Here is a 15,224-nt window from a genome sequence, read left to right on the forward strand (position 1 = left end):
GGGTCCGGTCCTGCGTTTAAAAGACGGTGCATCTCAGGTCGTGGCGACGAATCTGGCGCGGAGCTTACGCTGACCCTTTTGCTTGGCTGATGGGCGGCGTATCCTTTGCCCGTTATGCCCGATCTATTCGACAATGCGCCCGACGGGCCAAGTGAGACCGCGGGTGAGAAATCCGTCAGGCCGGCACCGCTGGCTGACCGTATTCGACCGCGCAATCTGTCCGAGGTGATTGGACAGGAGGAGGTTCTGGATCGCGACGGTCCGGTGGGTGCGATGCTGGCGGCAGGCAGCCTGTCATCACTTATTCTTTGGGGACCGCCCGGTGTGGGCAAGACGACCATCGCACGTCTGCTGGCAGATGAAACCGACCTGCATTTTGTCCAGATCAGCGCCATATTTTCGGGTGTACCGGAACTGCGCAAAGTGTTTGAGGCCGCAAAGGTCCGTCGCCAGAACGGCAGCGGCACATTGTTATTCGTCGATGAGATCCACCGCTTCAACCGCGCGCAGCAGGACAGTTTTCTGCCACATATGGAAGATGGGACCATCCTGCTGGTGGGTGCCACCACCGAAAACCCAAGCTTTGAATTGAATGCCGCCGTTCTGTCGCGGGCCCAAGTCGTGGTGCTAAAGCGGCTGGATCTTTCGGACCTTGAACTTCTGGCTCAGCGCGCTGAGCGTGAGGTGGGGCGAGAACTGCCCTTGGACGGCGCGGCACGCGAAGCTCTGCTGGAAATGGCCGATGGCGATGGCCGCGCGGCGCTGAACCTGATCGAGCAGGCGATGGCGTGGAAGGTCGATGGCAAGCTGGGCACTGCGCAGCTTTCGCAGCGGCTGATGAAGCGGGCGACGCTTTATGACAAATCGGGGGATGAGCATTACAACCTGATCTCTGCTCTGCATAAGTCCGTCAGGGGCAGTGACCCCGACGCGGCGCTTTACTGGCTGGCGCGGATGCTGGAAGGGGGCGAGGACCCTCGCTACTTGGCACGGCGCATCACCCGCATGGCCGTCGAAGATATCGGGCTGGCAGATCCGGCGGCACAGCGCCACTGTCTGGACGCATGGGCGCTGTACGAACGTTTGGGCAGTCCCGAGGGAGAGCTGGCGCTTGCGCAGGCGGTGATCTATCTGGCGCTCGCCCCGAAATCCAATGCCGGTTACGTCGCCTATAAAGGGGCAAGGGCAGAGGCAAAGAAAACCGGCAGCCTGATGCCGCCAGCCCATATTCTGAATGCGCCGACAAAGCTTATGAAGGAACAGGGCTATGGCACGGGCTATGAATATGATCACGACGCCGAGGGCGCCTTCAGCGGTCAGAATTATTTCCCCGAGGGTATGAAGCGTCCCGTCCTGTATTCACCTGTCGAGCGTGGCTTTGAGCGAGAGCTGAAAAAGCGGTTGGACTGGTTTGTGCAGCAGCGCGCCAAACGAGGGGGGTGAGCTTGTGGTGTGGCCGCGGGTTTGCGCGGTTCGCTGAAGCGCACCCTACCATGCCGCCGGATCTGACCCGTAGGGTGCGCTTCAGCGCACCAGCACCTTTCCCGCCCGCCGCCCCATCAGCTTGACTTTGCCCCATCACCGGCACATTCACGAACCCATGATGAACCCTTTCCTTCAGGTGGCCCTTGGCGGCGCGATCGGTGCTGTGGCGCGTTACGGCGCGACGCGCGCGCTTTGGCTGCATGGTCCCGGCTTTCCGATTGCGACCGGTGTTGTCAATGTGCTGGGCAGTCTTCTTATGGGGCTTCTCGCGGCGCTTATGACCTATCGCTGGAACAACCATTTCGCCCCGCTACTGATGACCGGGGTGCTGGGTGGCTTCACCACGTTTTCCGCCTTTTCGTTGGATGCACTGACCCTTTGGGAGCGCGGCCAGCAGGTGGGCGCGATGATCTATATTCTGGCCTCGGTTACGCTGTCGCTTCTGGCGGTGCTCGCAGGTATGGCCATTGGAAGGGGGCTTTGGGCATGAGCCGTGTGCAGACGATCCGGATCGGCAGTGATGAGGCCGATCAGCGCCTTGATCGCTGGCTCAAAAAGCGTTTTCCGCAACTGACGCAAGGTGCCGTCGAAAAGATGTGCCGCAAGGGAGAGCTGCGCGTAGATGGCGGACGGGTCAAGGCCAATACCCGGATCGAAACGGGACAGGAGGTCCGCGTTCCGCCGCTGCCCGACGCAGCGCCCGCGCCGAAGACCGAGAGGCCGCGCATCACGGATTCCGACGCCGCGATGATAGAGAAGGCGGTGATCTGGAAGGATCAGCATATCATCGCGCTCAACAAGCCACCGGGGCTGCCTTCACAAGGTGGCAGCGGGCAGGGGGACCGGCACGTCGACGGCCTTAGCGAGGCGCTGAAATTTGGCTATAAGGAAAAGCCGAAGCTGGTGCACAGGCTGGACAAGGATACCTCTGGCATCCTGCTGCTGGCCCGCACCGACCGTGTGGCGCGTGGCTTGTCAGAGGCGTTCAGGCATCGCGATACCCGCAAGATCTACTGGGCTGCGGTCGCCGGTGTGCCCAGTCCGAAGATGGGTACGGTGCGATACGGTTTGGTCAAGGCGCCCGGTCACGGGCGAGGGGGCGAGGGCGAAAAGATGATTGCCGTCCTGCCGCGTGACATTGACCAGACCGAGGGCGCGAAGCGAGCAACCACGGATTATGCGGTTCTGGATAATCTGGCGCAGCGTGTCAGTTGGTGCGCGTTGGTGCCGATCACGGGGCGGACGCACCAGCTTCGCGCGCATATGGCCGAGCTGGGGCATCCGATTGTCGGCGACGGAAAGTACGGCGGCTCGGGGCAGGAAAACCTCGGCGATGGCTGGGGTGCGCAGCTTGGTGGAGAGATCAGCCGCAAACTGCACCTTCATGCCCGCAGCCTGTCCTTCACGCATCCGGTCACGAAGGAACGGATTACCCTGACCGCGCCGCTGCCGGATCATATGAAGCGGACGTGGAAGACGCTTGGCTGGTACGAAAATGACGTGCCCGCCGATCCGTTCGAGGAGGCGATTTGAAATTCGTTGTATTTGATGTCGACGGCACGCTGATCGACAGTCAGGCGCTTATTGTCGGCGCTATGGATGTGGCATTCGAAACGGCCGGACTTGATCCGATCGGGCGCGAACAAGTGCTGTCCATCGTCGGACTGTCGCTGCCTGTTGCGGTTGAGACATTGGTTCCCGATGCCCCTGCCGCGCAGCGCGACGCTGCCGTGGAGGCTTATCGTCAGGCCTTCATGACCCGCCGCATCGCGAATGAGGCGCCGCTTTATCCCGGTGCGCGCGACTGCCTGGAGGCGCTTCATCGCCGCGATGATCTGCTGCTTGGCATTGCCACAGGAAAGTCGCGCCGGGGGCTGGATGCGATGCTGGATCATCACGGCTTGCGGGGTCTGTTCGTCAGCCTTCGCACCGCCGATACACATCCCTCGAAACCGCATCCCGAGATGTTGTTGTCGGCCTGCGCCGATGCCGGGGCAGCGCCGGGCGATGCGGTCATGATCGGCGACACCGAATTCGACATGCAGATGGCGATGGCTGCGGGAATCTCTGCCATCGGGGTTTCGTGGGGCTATCACGGGGCGGACGCACTGCGGGCGCTTGGAGTCAAAGTCGCGCCGGATTTCGGTGCGCTTCAGATGATGGTCGAGGAGTGGGCGACGTGAGTGAATGGAAAGCGCGACGCTTCTGGAAGCAGGCAGCGGCAGAGCGGACCGATAGTGGCTGGCGCGTGACGCTGGATGGAAAGCCGGTGATGACGCCCGGAAAGCTGCCCCTCATCCTTCCGAACGAAGCACTGGCGCAGGCCATTGCGGCGGAATGGAAAGCGCAGTCAGGTGTGATCGACCCTTTGTCCATGCCCCTGACGCGGGCCGCCAATTCCGCTATCGAAAAGGTCACGCCTCAATTCGATGCCGTGGCCGGGATGCTGGCAGCCTATGGCGGCACGGATCTGCTGTGCTATCGCGCAGTAGAGCCAGAGCCGCTGCGCGAACGACAGCGGGCAGGGTGGGACCCGCTGCTTGACTGGGCTGACGAGACTATGGGTGCGCGGCTGGACGTCACGCAAGGAATGATGCCGATCCCGCAGAACCCGAACGCCTTGGTCCGGCTGCGCGACCGGATCGACCGGCTTGACCCGTTCCGGCTGACTGCGCTGCATGATCTGGTCACGCTGCCGGGGTCGCTGATCCTCGGTCTTGCGGTGCTGGAAGGGCGGCTGTCGGCAGCGGAAGCTCATGCCCTTTCGCGCATCGATGAAGAATACCAGCAAGAGGTCTGGGGAGAGGATGAGGAAGCGGCCGCTGCGGCCCGGAACCGATTGGAAGCAATGGAAAATGCCGAAAAACTGCTATCACTCCTGCCTAAGTGATCGGTAATAGGAGGTGCGCCGCTTGACGCATCGTCTCTGATCGGCACAATGTCGCCCATCGGATGATTTGCTGTGGTGCGAAGATTGGCGGAACGGCCGCCGGAACTGGAAGGAATTCAGATGAGGACAGCCGTCTTTCTTGGCGCAGCAGTTTCGTTACTGTGGACTGCGGGTGCAGGATTGGCTGCCGATGGCGAGACGCTTGCCAGTGTCAAAAGCCGCGACATGTTGAACTGTGGCGTGAATCCCGGCCTGATCGGCTTTGCCTCGCCCGACGCCAACGGCAATTGGAGCGGGTTTGACGTCTCTTTCTGCAAGGCACTTGCTGCTGCGGTCCTTGGCGACCCTAGAAAGGTTGCCTTCAAGGCAATGAGCGGAGAGGATCGCTTTGCCAGCCTGTCCGGCGGAGAGGTTGATCTTCTGGCGCGTAATACCACCTGGACTTATCTGCGCGATACAGAGCTGAAATTGGATTTCGCCGGCGTCAATTATTACGACGGGCAGGGCTTTATGGTGCCACGCTCTCTGGGGGTGTCATCCGCCAAGGATTTGGGCGGCGCGTCGATTTGCGTCCAGACGGGGTCGACGACGGCGCTGAACCTGGCCGATTACTTTCACGCCAACATGATGGACTATCAGGAAGTCAACGTCGACAGCAATGCCGAGGGAGAGCAGCAATATCTGGCCGGTGCCTGCGACGCTTATACGACCGACCGATCGGGGTTGGCAGCGACGCGTGCGGCATTTGCCAACCCTGCCGATCATATCATCCTGCCGGAGATCATCTCGAAAGAACCGCTTGGCCCTGTTGTCAGGCATGGTGATGCGGCTTGGGGCGACGTGGTTCGCTGGACGCTCTATGCGCTGATCGCGGCGGAGGAATACGGCGTCACATCTGCCAATATCGAAGAGCTTTCGAAATCGTCCGAGAGCCCCGAGGTGCAGCGCCTTCTGGGGTCATCCGACGATCTGGGTGAAAAGCTGGGGCTGGACAGGGAATGGGCGAAACGCGCCATCGCCGCATCCGGCAATTACGGCGAAATCTATGCGGCAACTATCGGTGAGCAGACGCCGATCGGGCTTGCGCGCGGATTGAACGCGCAATGGACACAGGGCGGGCTGCTCTACGCCATGCCCTTCCGATAAGCGGGCGGTAGGCCAGCCAGCAGGCATCATCTTCTGAAGATGTGAGCAGCGGGAACCCGACAGTAGGGTTCACGTTGTGTTCGCAACATCAACAGGAGGAAACGATGTCGGACGACCTCAAGACGGAATTCCATGACCGGCTGAAAAAAATCAACACCGGCATGCTGGAGGTCGACGGGCGCTTTCTGCCCATGTCGCACAGCATGATCGACGGTGATCCCAACCTTTGGTTCATCACCGCCAAGGATACCCCGATGGCCAAGGCTGCGGCGCAGGGTGCGGATGCGAACTACCTTGTCTGCAGCGACGGCAAGGGGCTGTATGCCGATGTCAGTGGCAAGCTGACCTTGTCCGACGATGCCGAAAAGCTGGACGAAATCTGGGGCGTCATCGCATCAAGCTGGTTCGAAGGCGGCAAGGCCGATCCCGACCTGCAACTGGTCCGCTATGCCCCCAGCAAGGCAGAGGTTTGGGTGACCGAAGGCGGTGCGCTTGGTTTCCTTTACCAGATTGCAAGGTCCAAGCTGACGGATCAAAAGCCTGACCTTGGTCAGCATGGCACGGTTAGTCTTGGCTGAATGGCGCAGAAGACGACGCCACTGATTTCCCGACCCGAGGGACTTTTCTGCCCCTCGGGCGATTTCTATATCGACCCGATGCGCCCGGTTGACCGCGCGCTTGTCACCCATGCCCATGCCGATCATGCGCGGGCCGGACATGGATCAGTGCTGGCGACCCGCCAGACGCTGGACCTGATGGCCATCCGTTATGGCGATGATTTTGCCGGGTCGCGGCAAGTGGCGGAGGGTGAGATCAAGATCGGCGGCGCAGAGGTCAGCTTTCACCCGGCAGGACATGTTCTGGGATCCGCCCAGATAGCTGTGCGGGCGGAAGGAACACGCGTGACCGTTTCGGGCGACTATGCCCGCGTGGCGAATCCGTCCTGTGCGCCGTGGCAACCGGTTCCCTGCGATATCTTCGTGACAGAGGCGACATTCGGCCTGCCCGTGTTTCGCCATCCCGACCCACAGGCAGAGGCCGCGAAGCTGCTGGAATCCGTTGCCTCTTTCCCCGAGCGGTCGCATATCGTCGGGGCCTATTCACTGGGCAAGGCGCAGCGGGTCATCATGCTGTTGCGGCAGGCGGGCTGGGACGCGCCCATCTATATTCACGGTGCGTTGCAGAAGATCTGCGATTATCATATCGCGCAGGGCGTGCCGCTTGGAGAATTGCGTCCCGCGACGACCGACACGATGAAAAAGGCCGAGTTTGCCGGGCAGATCATTATCGCCCCGCCCTCGGCCTTTGAGGCAACTTGGGCGCAACGCTTTCCCGACCCGGTGATCTGTTTTGCCAGCGGCTGGATGTCGGTGCGGGCGCGTGCGCGTCAGCGCGGTGTCGAACTGCCGCTTGTCATTTCCGATCACGTCGACTGGACCGACCTGACCCGCACGATAGAGGAACTTGATCCGGCAGAGACATGGGTAACGCATGGCAGAGAGGATGCCGTCATTCGCTGGTGCGAGTTGCACGGTCGCGCGGCACGTCCGCTGCATCTTGCCGGCTATGAGGACGAGGCGGAGTGATGCGCGAATTTGCCGAGTTACTGGAACGTCTGGCCTTCACTCCGCAGCGCAATGGCAAGCTGAGGCTGCTGTCGCGCTATTTCGCGGCGACCGATGATCCGGAGCGCGGCTTTGCACTGGCGGCGCTGACGGGTGATCTGAAGCTGCGTGCGGTGACACCGACGCTGTTGCGTGGGTTGGTGGCGGAACGTGTCGATGCAGAACTGTTCGCGATTAGCTATGACTTTGTGGGCGACCTGGCAGAGACGATTGCGCTGATCTGGCCAGAGCCTGAAGCGCCACCAAATGATCGTGACCTGCCTTTGCCGCAATTGGTCGATGAGCTGCTGAAGACCGGCAAGGCGGGGTTGCCGACGCTTATTGCGTCGCGTTTGGATGCGCTGAGCCCGTCAGAGCGTTATGCCTATCTCAAGCTGGCCACAGGCGGACTGCGCGTCGGTGTTTCGGCGCGTTTGGCGCGCGCGGCTCTGGCGGAGTTTGGTGAATTGCCGCTGACAGAGGTCGAAGAAATCTGGCACGGGCTGACACCGCCTTATCTGGAGCTTTTTGCGTGGGCCGGGGGCGGCGAAAAACCGGTTTCCGCTGCGCTTGCGCCGTTTCGGCCTGTGATGCTGTCGACGGCAACCGATCTGGATGCTCTGGCCTCGCTCGACCCGGCGGACTATGCGGCAGAGTGGAAATGGGACGGCATACGGGTTCAGGCGGTCTCCGATCAGGGCACGCGCAAGCTTTATTCGCGCACGGGAGAGGATATCGGCGGCGCATTCCCCGATGTTCTCGACCGGCTGAATTTCGACGGGGTGATCGACGGTGAACTGCTGGTCCGGCGTGGGGATAAGGTGGGCAGTTTCAGCGAGTTGCAGCAACGGCTGAACCGCAAGACCGTTTCGAAAAAGTTGCTGGAAAGTCATCCGGCTGGGCTTCGCGCCTATGATCTGCTGTTGTGGGGGGGCGATGACCTTCGACCGTTGCCTTTTGATCAGCGTCGGGCGGTGCTGGATAGTGTCATCCCCGGTCTTGCCGAACCGCAGATTGATGCCTCGCCTATGCTTCCATTCAAGACATGGGACGAACTGGCCGCGCTGCGCGCCGATCCGCCCGATCCGGTGATCGAAGGCGTCATGATCAAACGACGCGACAGCGCCTATCTTGCCGGGCGCATGAAGGGGCCGTGGTTCAAGTGGAAGCGTGATCCCATGGTGATCGACGCCGTGCTGCTTTATGCTCAGCGGGGGCACGGCAAGCGCTCTGGCTATTATTCCGATTTCACCTTTGGGGTTTGGGATGGCGATGATCTGGTGCCGGTTGGAAAGGCTTATTTCGGTTTCACGGATGAAGAATTGAAACAACTCGACCGTTTCGTCAGGAACAACACGGTAGATCGCTTCGGCCCGGTCCGCGCCGTTCGCCCGACCAAGGTTGTAGAGGTCGCGTTTGAGGGGCTGAACCGCTCGACCCGCCACAAGTCGGGCGTCGCCATGCGATTCCCGCGCATCAGTCGCATCCGGGATGACAAGCCCGCTTCCGAGGCCGACCGGATCGAGACATTGCGAGAGATGCTTGCGCCGGAACTGACATGACGCTGCCCGACCGGATTGCAGAATGGTTCAGCCAGCAAGGCTGGACACCGCACCCCCATCAGCTGGACCTGTTTGACGCAGACAGTGACACACTGCTGATCGCGCCCACCGGCGGCGGCAAGACACTGGCGGGGTTCCTGCCGACACTGGCTGCGCTGATGGATGGCCCGCATGAGGGGATGCACACGCTCTATGTCTCTCCTCTCAAGGCGCTGACGAATGATATCGCGCGCAATCTGGCGCGCCCGGTTGCCGATCTGGGCCTTGATATCCGGATCGAGGATCGCACCGGCGATACCGCTGCCTCGCGGCGGGCGCGTCAGCGTGTTGATCCGCCAGAGATTCTGCTGACGACGCCGGAGAGCCTTGCACTGATGCTGTCCTATCCCGAAGCGCCGAAGATATTCGGCGGGTTGAAGCGTGTTGTGATAGACGAAATCCATGCCTTGGCAGAGGGCAAGCGCGGCGATCAGCTTATGCTGGGGCTGGCGCGGCTGCGCAGTCTTGCGCCGGGGCTGCTTGTCTCGGCGCTTTCGGCCACCGTTGACGATCCTGCGGGGCTGGCCGCATATCTGGGCGGCGCGCAGATCGTCATGGCCGATCCCGGCCCCGCGCCCGATATCGCGATGCTGGAAACGCAGCAGCCGCCACCCTGGGCCGGGGGAGGGGGGCGACACGCCGCGCGAGATGTGATGGACGCGCTAAGGGCCGCGCGGCTGACACTGGTTTTCATCAATACCCGCGCACAGGCAGAGCTGTTCTTTCAGGCACTTTGGGATGTCAATGATGACAACCTGCCCATCGGCCTGCATCACGGAAGCCTGTCTCGCGATGTGCGCGCAAGGGTAGAGGCCGCGATGGCAGCCGGTGAGTTGCGGGCAGTCGTGGCGACTGGCAGCCTTGATCTGGGGATTGACTGGGGCGATGTCGATCTGGTCATTCAGGTCGGTGCGCCTAAGAACGTCAAACGGCTTGTACAGCGCATAGGCCGCGCGAACCACCGTTACAACGCGCCTTCAAAGGCCCGCATCGTGCCGGCAAACCGGTTCGAGGTTATCGAATGCGTCGCGGCCCTTCAGGCGGTGGCAGAGGGCGATCTGGATGGCGAAGGGCGTGGGTCGGTCGGACAACAGGGCGGGCTGGATGTGCTTTGCCAGCAGATACTGCTGACAGCCTGCGCCGGACCTTTTGATGCCGCATTGCTTTTTGACGAGGTCCGCGGCGCGGGACCATATGCCGATCTGACGCTTGCCCAATTCGACGACTGTCTGGATTTCGCCGCGACCGGCGGCTATGCGCTGCGTGCCTATGACCGCTGGCAGCGTCTGGTTGAACGCAACGGGATGTGGCACTTGCGCGATCCGCGCGCCGCCCGGATGATTCGCATGAATATCGGAACCATCAACGACGTCGAGACGCTGAAGGTCCGGCGGCGACACGGCGGCGCGCCCCTGGGCGAGGTCGAGGAAGGTTTTGCCGCCAGCCTTGCACCCGGAGACACTTTTCTGATCGGCGGGCAGACCGTGCGCTATGACCGCTTGCGAGAGATGATCGTCGAGGTGACGCCGCAACCGTCGAAATCGCCCAAGATTGCGGTATTCAACGGCACGAAACTGGCCACCTCGACAGAGCTTTCGGCGCGGGTTCTGGCGCTGATCGGTGATCCCGATGCGTGGGCGGCGCTGCCTGATGCGACGCGCGGCTGGCTGGAATTGCAGCGCGAGATCTCTGTCCTGCCGCAGCCCGGAACATTGACCTGCGAGACGTTCGAGCGTGGCGGCCGCGCTTATTTCTGCGCCTATAGCTTCGCGGGACGCAATGCAAATCAGACACTTGGCCTGATACTGACGCGGCGGATGGAGGATGCGGGTCTCGGCCCGCTCGGCTTTGTCGCGACGGATTATGCGCTGCTCATCTGGTCGATGGACCCGATCACAGATCCGGCGCCGTTTTTCGAACCCTCGACCCTGCGCGAAGGGCTGGAGGATTGGCTGGGTGAAAATGCCGTCATGAAGCGCAGTTTCCGAAATGTCGCGACGGTGGCGGGGCTGTTGCAGCGCAACCTGCCGGGTCAGCGCAAATCGGGCAAACAGGCGACGTTTTCCAGTGACATCATCTATGACACCCTGCGCCGCCACGAACCCGATCACCTCCTGATGCGTCTGACCCGTGACGAGGCGATGCGCGGCCTTGTCGATTTTGGTCGCGTTGAAGAGATGCTGGCGATGCGTCCGCATGTCGTCCATGCGAGGCCGCCCCATGTCACGCCGCTGGCAGCGCCGCTGATGCTGGAAGTCGGCAAAGTGCCGATACGGGGTCTGGGCGAAGATCGCCTGCTGGAAGAAGAAGCCGCCCGTCTGATGGCCGAAGCCGGGCTGGAGGCTGCCGCCGCATGACAGGCTATGCGTTCGATTTTTCCGGGCAGCGCCTGATCGCGCGGGCAGGCGGGGCATTGTACTGGCCAGATCAGGATATGCTGATCGTCGCGGATCTGCATCTGGGCAAGTCAGAGCGCATGGCGCGGCGTGGTGGATCGCTTCTGCCACCATTCGAGACGCGCGAGACCTTGGCGCGGCTTTCGGCGGAACTGGACGTGCTGCGGCCGTCACGGCTTGTTCTGCTCGGCGATATTTTCGACGACGATGCGGCGGCGCAAGGTCTGTGCCAGACAGACCGCGACCTGCTGGACCGGCTGGCCGGGCGCAGCACCACGATCATGATCGCGGGAAACCATGACCCTTTGCAGGGGCCGGATGCGTATCTGGAGCAAGGCATTGCCCTGCGCCATATCGCGGGTGAAGACCCTGATATTTCGGGGCATTTTCATCCCAAGATGCGCATCGCAGGCCGCTCCCGGCCCTGTTTTCTGGTCGCTTCCGGTCATCTTATTCTGCCTGCATTCGGGCATTACACCGGCGGCCTTGTTTATGACGACCCTGCGCTGCGGGCGATTGTCCCTCGCGGTATTGCGGTGCTGACGGGGCGAAAGGCGATTGCCGTGCCTTATGGCTAGCTGTCAGTGTCCGTTGCCTGCTCTTGGCCGTCCAGTTGATCGGTGTAATGAACGATCAATCTGCCCAGAAGCTGGAACAGCTTCTCACGCTCTCGCCCGTTCAGAGGGGCAAGCAGAGCCTCCTGCCGGACAAACATCTCATTTTTCAGAGCGCGCCATTTGTCCTCGCCCTCTGCGCTCAGGCGCAGGGCGTTATAGCGCCGGTCGGCCTTTGGCTTCTCCCTAATGACAAGCTGTTCCGCCTCCATATCGCTTATAAGTTTAGTAACAGCGGATTTTTTTAGAACAACTGTGGCCGCAAGATCATTCTGTGAAATGCCGGGATTGAGCCCGATAACCGACAAAAGTGCGGACCTGCCGCTCTGCGAATCATTTTCATGCGCCAGTTCGGCATTTGCCCACCTGATATGGGCTCGCAACACACGGGACATGAAGGAAATGTCTCGCGACAGGTAGCCGAGGTCGATTCGGCCTGAAAGAATTGAGATATTGTCAGGATCGGACATAAGTTTCCCTTGTTCACTCGGCGGACCCGACAAATCGTGAGCTATAATTTTCCCCGAAATGTCGAGCAGACAGCCATAAGTTCGTTCAAGTAGCAGAAGATGCGCTATACTCGTCAACGGAAATAACGGGCGATGTGGCGCGAAATCGCTTTTCTCTGCCCAGAAAGACAGGCGGGACGACCCCGTTCAGGCGGTTGCGAATGCCACTTGCAACCTTTGATTGTGTTCCGATAATGCTCGGTTCATGGCAATCTGCTTGCATCGACAGATGGGTTTGGGGCAGTTTGTCGACATGACAAGAACCGCAACGATGCGGATCAATGTCCAACACGGGAGTACAAAATGAAGAAACTTGTTGCGATCAGCGTGGCTGCCATGCTGATGGGTTCCGCCGCTTCGGCTGCCAATCTGGTATATTGTTCCGAAGGCTCGCCCGAAGGTTTTGACCCGGCGCTTTATACATCCGGCACAACTTTCGACGCATCCGCGCGCAATATCTATGACCGTCTGGTGCACTTCGTTCACGGCGAGACAGAGATTGAGCCGGGCCTGGCCGAAAGCTGGGAAGTCAGCGAGGACGGTCTGGAATATACCTTCAAGCTGCGCGAAGGCGTGAAATTCCACACGACCGACTATTTCACACCCACGCGTGACATGAACGCGGATGACGTGATCTTCAGCCTGACGCGTCAGGGCGAGGATGGCGGCGACTATCACACCATGACCGCCGGCGCGAGCTATGAGTATTTCAACTCTATGTCGATGCCGGACCTGATCGAATCTGTCGAAAAGGTCGATGACCTGACCGTCAAGATCACGCTGACCCGTCCCGAAGCACCGATGCTGGCCAACCTCGCCATGTCCTTTGCTTCGATCATGTCGAAGGAATATGCCGACAACCTGATCGAGGCTGGCACGCCCGAGATGCTGAACCAGCAGCCCATCGGAACCGGCCCGTTCCAGTTCGTCGCTTATCAGAAAGATGCGGTCATCCGTTACGCCCGCAACGACGATTACTGGCGTGAGCCGGCGGCGATCGAGAACCTGATCTTTGCGATCACGCCCGATGCCTCGGTGCGTTACCAGAAGCTGAAGGCCGGCGAATGCCACGTCATGCCCTATCCGAACCCGGCCGATCTGGAAGCGATGAACGCGGATGAAAACATCAACGTCGTCAGCCGCGAGGGTCTGAATGTCGGCTATCTGGCCTATAACACCCAGGTCGCACCATTCGACAACCCGGAGGTTCGCAAGGCGCTGAACATGGCCATCGACAAACAGGCCATCGTTGACGGTATCTTCCAGGGCGCAGGCAGCGTCGCGAAGAACCCGATCCCGCCGACCATGTGGTCCTATAACGACGCAATCGAAGACGATGCTCATGATCCGGAAGCCGCGAAGGCTGCCCTGGAAGAGGCAGGCGTCACCGATCTGTCGATGAAGATCTGGGCGATGCCGGTGCAGCGTCCCTACAACCCGAACGCCCGCCGCATGGCAGAGATGATTCAGGCAGACTTCAATGAAGTCGGTGTTGACGTCGAAATTGTGTCCTACGAATGGGGCGAGTATCTTGAGCGCTCGAAAGCAGAGGATCGCGATGGTGCGGTTCTGCTTGGCTGGACCGGTGACAATGGTGACCCGGACAACTTCCTTGCTGTTCTGCTTGGCTGCGACGGTGTCGGCGACGCCAACCGCGCCCAGTGGTGCAATGAAGAATTCGACAGCATCATTCAGCAGGCCAAGGTCGAATCCGATCAGGCAGAGCGGACTCGTTTGTATGAAGAGGCTCAGGTCATCTTCAAAGAGCAGGCACCCTGGGCCACCATCGCCCATTCCGTCGTGAATGAGCCGATCAGCACCAAGGTCGAAGGCTACAAGATTGATCCGTTCGGCGGGCACGTCTTCTACGGCGTCAGCCTGACCGAGTAAGCTTTTAGCCAAGCTTTGCGGCCGGGCAGCGATGCGCTGCCCGGTCGTTCCTTTATCTTGCCAAGCCCCGGAACACGCCGATGCTCAGCTTTCTGATCCGCCGACTGGCGACATTCGTGCCGACCTTTATCGGCGTGACTATCATCGCCTTCGCCTTCATCCGCCTGTTGCCGGGCGATCCAATCCTGTTGCTGGCCGGCGAACGCGGCGTCAGCCCCGAACGCTACGAGATGCTGCAGGAGCAGATGGGTTTTGACCAACCCATGTGGAAGCAATATCTCGACTATGTCGCCGGGATTCTTCAGGGCGACCTTGGAACCTCCTTCGCGACTAAGCGCCCCGTTCTGGATGAGTTCATGGCGCTGTTTCCCGCCACCGTAGAACTTTCGCTTTGCGCCATCATTCTTGCCACGCTGATCGGCATCCCGGCTGGGGTCATCGCTGCGGTCAATCGCGGCAAGTTCTTCGATCAGGCGCTGATGTCCTCGGCTCTTGTCGGGTATTCCATGCCGATCTTCTGGTGGGCGCTGCTGCTGATCATCGTCTTTTCCGGCACGCTCGGCTGGACGCCGGTTTCGGGGCGCATTGGATTGCAGTATTTCTTCGACACGCCGACAGGCTTCATGCTGATAGACAGCTTGCTTTCAGGGCAGTCCGGGGCCTTCCGCTCTGCCGTGGCGCATCTGATCTTGCCGACCATAGCGCTTGCGACGATCCCGCTGGCCGTCATCGCGCGCCAGACCCGTTCCGCCATGCTGGAGGTTCTGGGCGAGGATTACGTCCGCACCGCCCGCGCCAAGGGCATGTCGCCGATGCGCGTGAACGGCGTGCATGCGCTGCGCAACGCCTTAATCCCGGTGATCACGGTGATCGGCCTGTCGGTCGGCACGCTGCTGGCCGGGGCAATCCTGACAGAGACCATTTTCTCATGGCCCGGCATTGGCAAGTGGATGGTCGATTCGATTTTCCGCCGTGACTATCAGGTCGTTCAGGGCGGGCTGCTGCTGATCGCGCTTGTCGTGATGATCGTGAACCTGATCGTCGATGTCCTTTACGGGCTTATCAACCCCAAGATTCGAAAGGGCTGAG

At 60.8% G+C, this 15,224-nt stretch carries 14 protein-coding genes; 13 read left to right on the forward strand and 1 reads right to left on the reverse strand.

Annotation, left to right across the window (positions count from 1 at the left end):
• Positions 1-114: 114 nt before the first annotated feature.
• The 11 genes from PAF20_RS06085 to pdeM all read left to right on the forward strand — a co-directional run bounded on the left by PAF20_RS06085 (position 115) and on the right by pdeM (position 11,700).
• On the forward strand, positions 115-1,443 hold the full coding sequence (locus PAF20_RS06085; protein WP_271072819.1) for a replication-associated recombination protein A: 1,329 nt from the start codon (positions 115-117) through the stop codon (positions 1,441-1,443).
• A 157-nt stretch (positions 1,444-1,600) separates the two neighbouring features.
• Positions 1,601-1,975, forward strand: coding sequence for a fluoride efflux transporter CrcB (gene crcB, locus PAF20_RS06090; RefSeq protein ID WP_271072820.1), 375 nt, complete (start codon positions 1,601-1,603; stop codon positions 1,973-1,975).
• Positions 1,972-3,018 carry an RluA family pseudouridine synthase gene (locus PAF20_RS06095; protein WP_271072821.1) on the forward strand — a complete coding sequence of 349 codons (1,047 nt, stop codon included), beginning with the start codon at positions 1,972-1,974 and terminating at the stop codon, positions 3,016-3,018. Before crcB ends, PAF20_RS06095 begins: the two co-directional genes overlap by 4 nt.
• On the forward strand, positions 3,015-3,668 hold the full coding sequence (locus PAF20_RS06100; protein WP_271072822.1) for an HAD-IA family hydrolase: 654 nt from the start codon (positions 3,015-3,017) through the stop codon (positions 3,666-3,668). Before PAF20_RS06095 ends, PAF20_RS06100 begins: the two co-directional genes overlap by 4 nt.
• A complete protein-coding gene (locus PAF20_RS06105) occupies positions 3,665-4,375 on the forward strand; it encodes an ATP12 family chaperone protein (protein WP_271072823.1) in 711 nt (236 codons plus the stop codon). Before PAF20_RS06100 ends, PAF20_RS06105 begins: the two co-directional genes overlap by 4 nt.
• Positions 4,376-4,495: 120 nt before the next feature.
• Positions 4,496-5,521: an amino acid ABC transporter substrate-binding protein gene (locus PAF20_RS06110; protein ID WP_271072824.1), complete on the forward strand. Its 1,026-nt coding sequence runs from the start codon at positions 4,496-4,498 to the stop codon at positions 5,519-5,521.
• A 104-nt stretch (positions 5,522-5,625) separates the two neighbouring features.
• Positions 5,626-6,099, forward strand: a complete 474-nt coding sequence (locus tag PAF20_RS06115) for a pyridoxamine 5'-phosphate oxidase family protein (protein WP_271072825.1) — start codon at positions 5,626-5,628, stop codon at positions 6,097-6,099.
• Positions 6,100-7,107, forward strand: a complete 1,008-nt coding sequence (locus tag PAF20_RS06120; RefSeq protein ID WP_271072826.1) for a ligase-associated DNA damage response exonuclease — start codon at positions 6,100-6,102, stop codon at positions 7,105-7,107.
• The gene (locus PAF20_RS06125; protein ID WP_271072827.1) at positions 7,107-8,687 is read left to right on the forward strand and encodes a cisplatin damage response ATP-dependent DNA ligase; all 1,581 of its coding nucleotides are present in this window, start codon (positions 7,107-7,109) and stop codon (positions 8,685-8,687) included. Before PAF20_RS06120 ends, PAF20_RS06125 begins: the two co-directional genes overlap by 1 nt.
• Entirely contained in the window at positions 8,684-11,083 is a 2,400-nt protein-coding gene (locus PAF20_RS06130; RefSeq protein WP_271072828.1) for a ligase-associated DNA damage response DEXH box helicase, read from the forward strand. The genes PAF20_RS06125 and PAF20_RS06130 overlap by 4 nt, the downstream gene beginning before the upstream one ends.
• Positions 11,080-11,700 (forward strand): ligase-associated DNA damage response endonuclease PdeM, encoded by a 621-nt coding sequence (gene pdeM / locus PAF20_RS06135; protein WP_271072829.1) that lies wholly within the window; start codon positions 11,080-11,082, stop codon positions 11,698-11,700. Before PAF20_RS06130 ends, pdeM begins: the two co-directional genes overlap by 4 nt.
• On the opposite strand, the gene PAF20_RS06140 is transcribed toward pdeM, so the two are convergent.
• Positions 11,697-12,206: a MarR family winged helix-turn-helix transcriptional regulator gene (locus PAF20_RS06140; protein ID WP_271072830.1), complete on the reverse strand. Its 510-nt coding sequence runs from the start codon at positions 12,204-12,206 to the stop codon at positions 11,697-11,699. The genes pdeM and PAF20_RS06140 overlap by 4 nt on opposite strands.
• Before the next feature lie 342 nt (positions 12,207-12,548).
• Between PAF20_RS06140 and PAF20_RS06145 the strand changes: the two genes are divergently transcribed.
• The gene (locus PAF20_RS06145; protein ID WP_271072831.1) at positions 12,549-14,135 is read left to right on the forward strand and encodes an ABC transporter substrate-binding protein; all 1,587 of its coding nucleotides are present in this window, start codon (positions 12,549-12,551) and stop codon (positions 14,133-14,135) included.
• A gap of 80 nt (positions 14,136-14,215) precedes the next feature.
• Entirely contained in the window at positions 14,216-15,223 is a 1,008-nt protein-coding gene (locus tag PAF20_RS06150) for an ABC transporter permease subunit (protein ID WP_271072832.1), read from the forward strand.
• Position 15,224: the final 1 nt, after the last annotated feature.

Origin of the sequence: Paracoccus albus (assembly GCF_027913035.1) — a bacterium.
Lineage (GTDB): Bacteria > Pseudomonadota > Alphaproteobacteria > Rhodobacterales > Rhodobacteraceae > Paracoccus > Paracoccus albus.

Excerpts from the sequence above, each read along its gene's own strand:
- PAF20_RS06085 (WP_271072819.1), top strand. The coding sequence starts at position 115 with ATGCCCGATCTATTCGACAATGCGCCCGACGGGCCAAGTGAGACCGCG.
- crcB (WP_271072820.1), top strand. The coding sequence starts at position 1,601 with ATGATGAACCCTTTCCTTCAGGTGGCCCTTGGCGGCGCGATCGGTGCT.
- PAF20_RS06095 (WP_271072821.1), top strand. The coding sequence starts at position 1,972 with ATGAGCCGTGTGCAGACGATCCGGATCGGCAGTGATGAGGCCGATCAG.
- PAF20_RS06110 (WP_271072824.1), top strand. The coding sequence starts at position 4,496 with ATGAGGACAGCCGTCTTTCTTGGCGCAGCAGTTTCGTTACTGTGGACT.
- PAF20_RS06115 (WP_271072825.1), top strand. The coding sequence starts at position 5,626 with ATGTCGGACGACCTCAAGACGGAATTCCATGACCGGCTGAAAAAAATC.
- PAF20_RS06120 (WP_271072826.1), top strand. The coding sequence starts at position 6,100 with ATGGCGCAGAAGACGACGCCACTGATTTCCCGACCCGAGGGACTTTTC.
- PAF20_RS06125 (WP_271072827.1), top strand. The coding sequence starts at position 7,107 with ATGCGCGAATTTGCCGAGTTACTGGAACGTCTGGCCTTCACTCCGCAG.
- PAF20_RS06130 (WP_271072828.1), top strand. The coding sequence starts at position 8,684 with ATGACGCTGCCCGACCGGATTGCAGAATGGTTCAGCCAGCAAGGCTGG.
- pdeM (WP_271072829.1), top strand. The coding sequence starts at position 11,080 with ATGACAGGCTATGCGTTCGATTTTTCCGGGCAGCGCCTGATCGCGCGG.
- PAF20_RS06140 (WP_271072830.1), bottom strand. The coding sequence starts at position 12,206 with ATGTCCGATCCTGACAATATCTCAATTCTTTCAGGCCGAATCGACCTC.
- PAF20_RS06145 (WP_271072831.1), top strand. The coding sequence starts at position 12,549 with ATGAAGAAACTTGTTGCGATCAGCGTGGCTGCCATGCTGATGGGTTCC.
- PAF20_RS06150 (WP_271072832.1), top strand. The coding sequence starts at position 14,216 with ATGCTCAGCTTTCTGATCCGCCGACTGGCGACATTCGTGCCGACCTTT.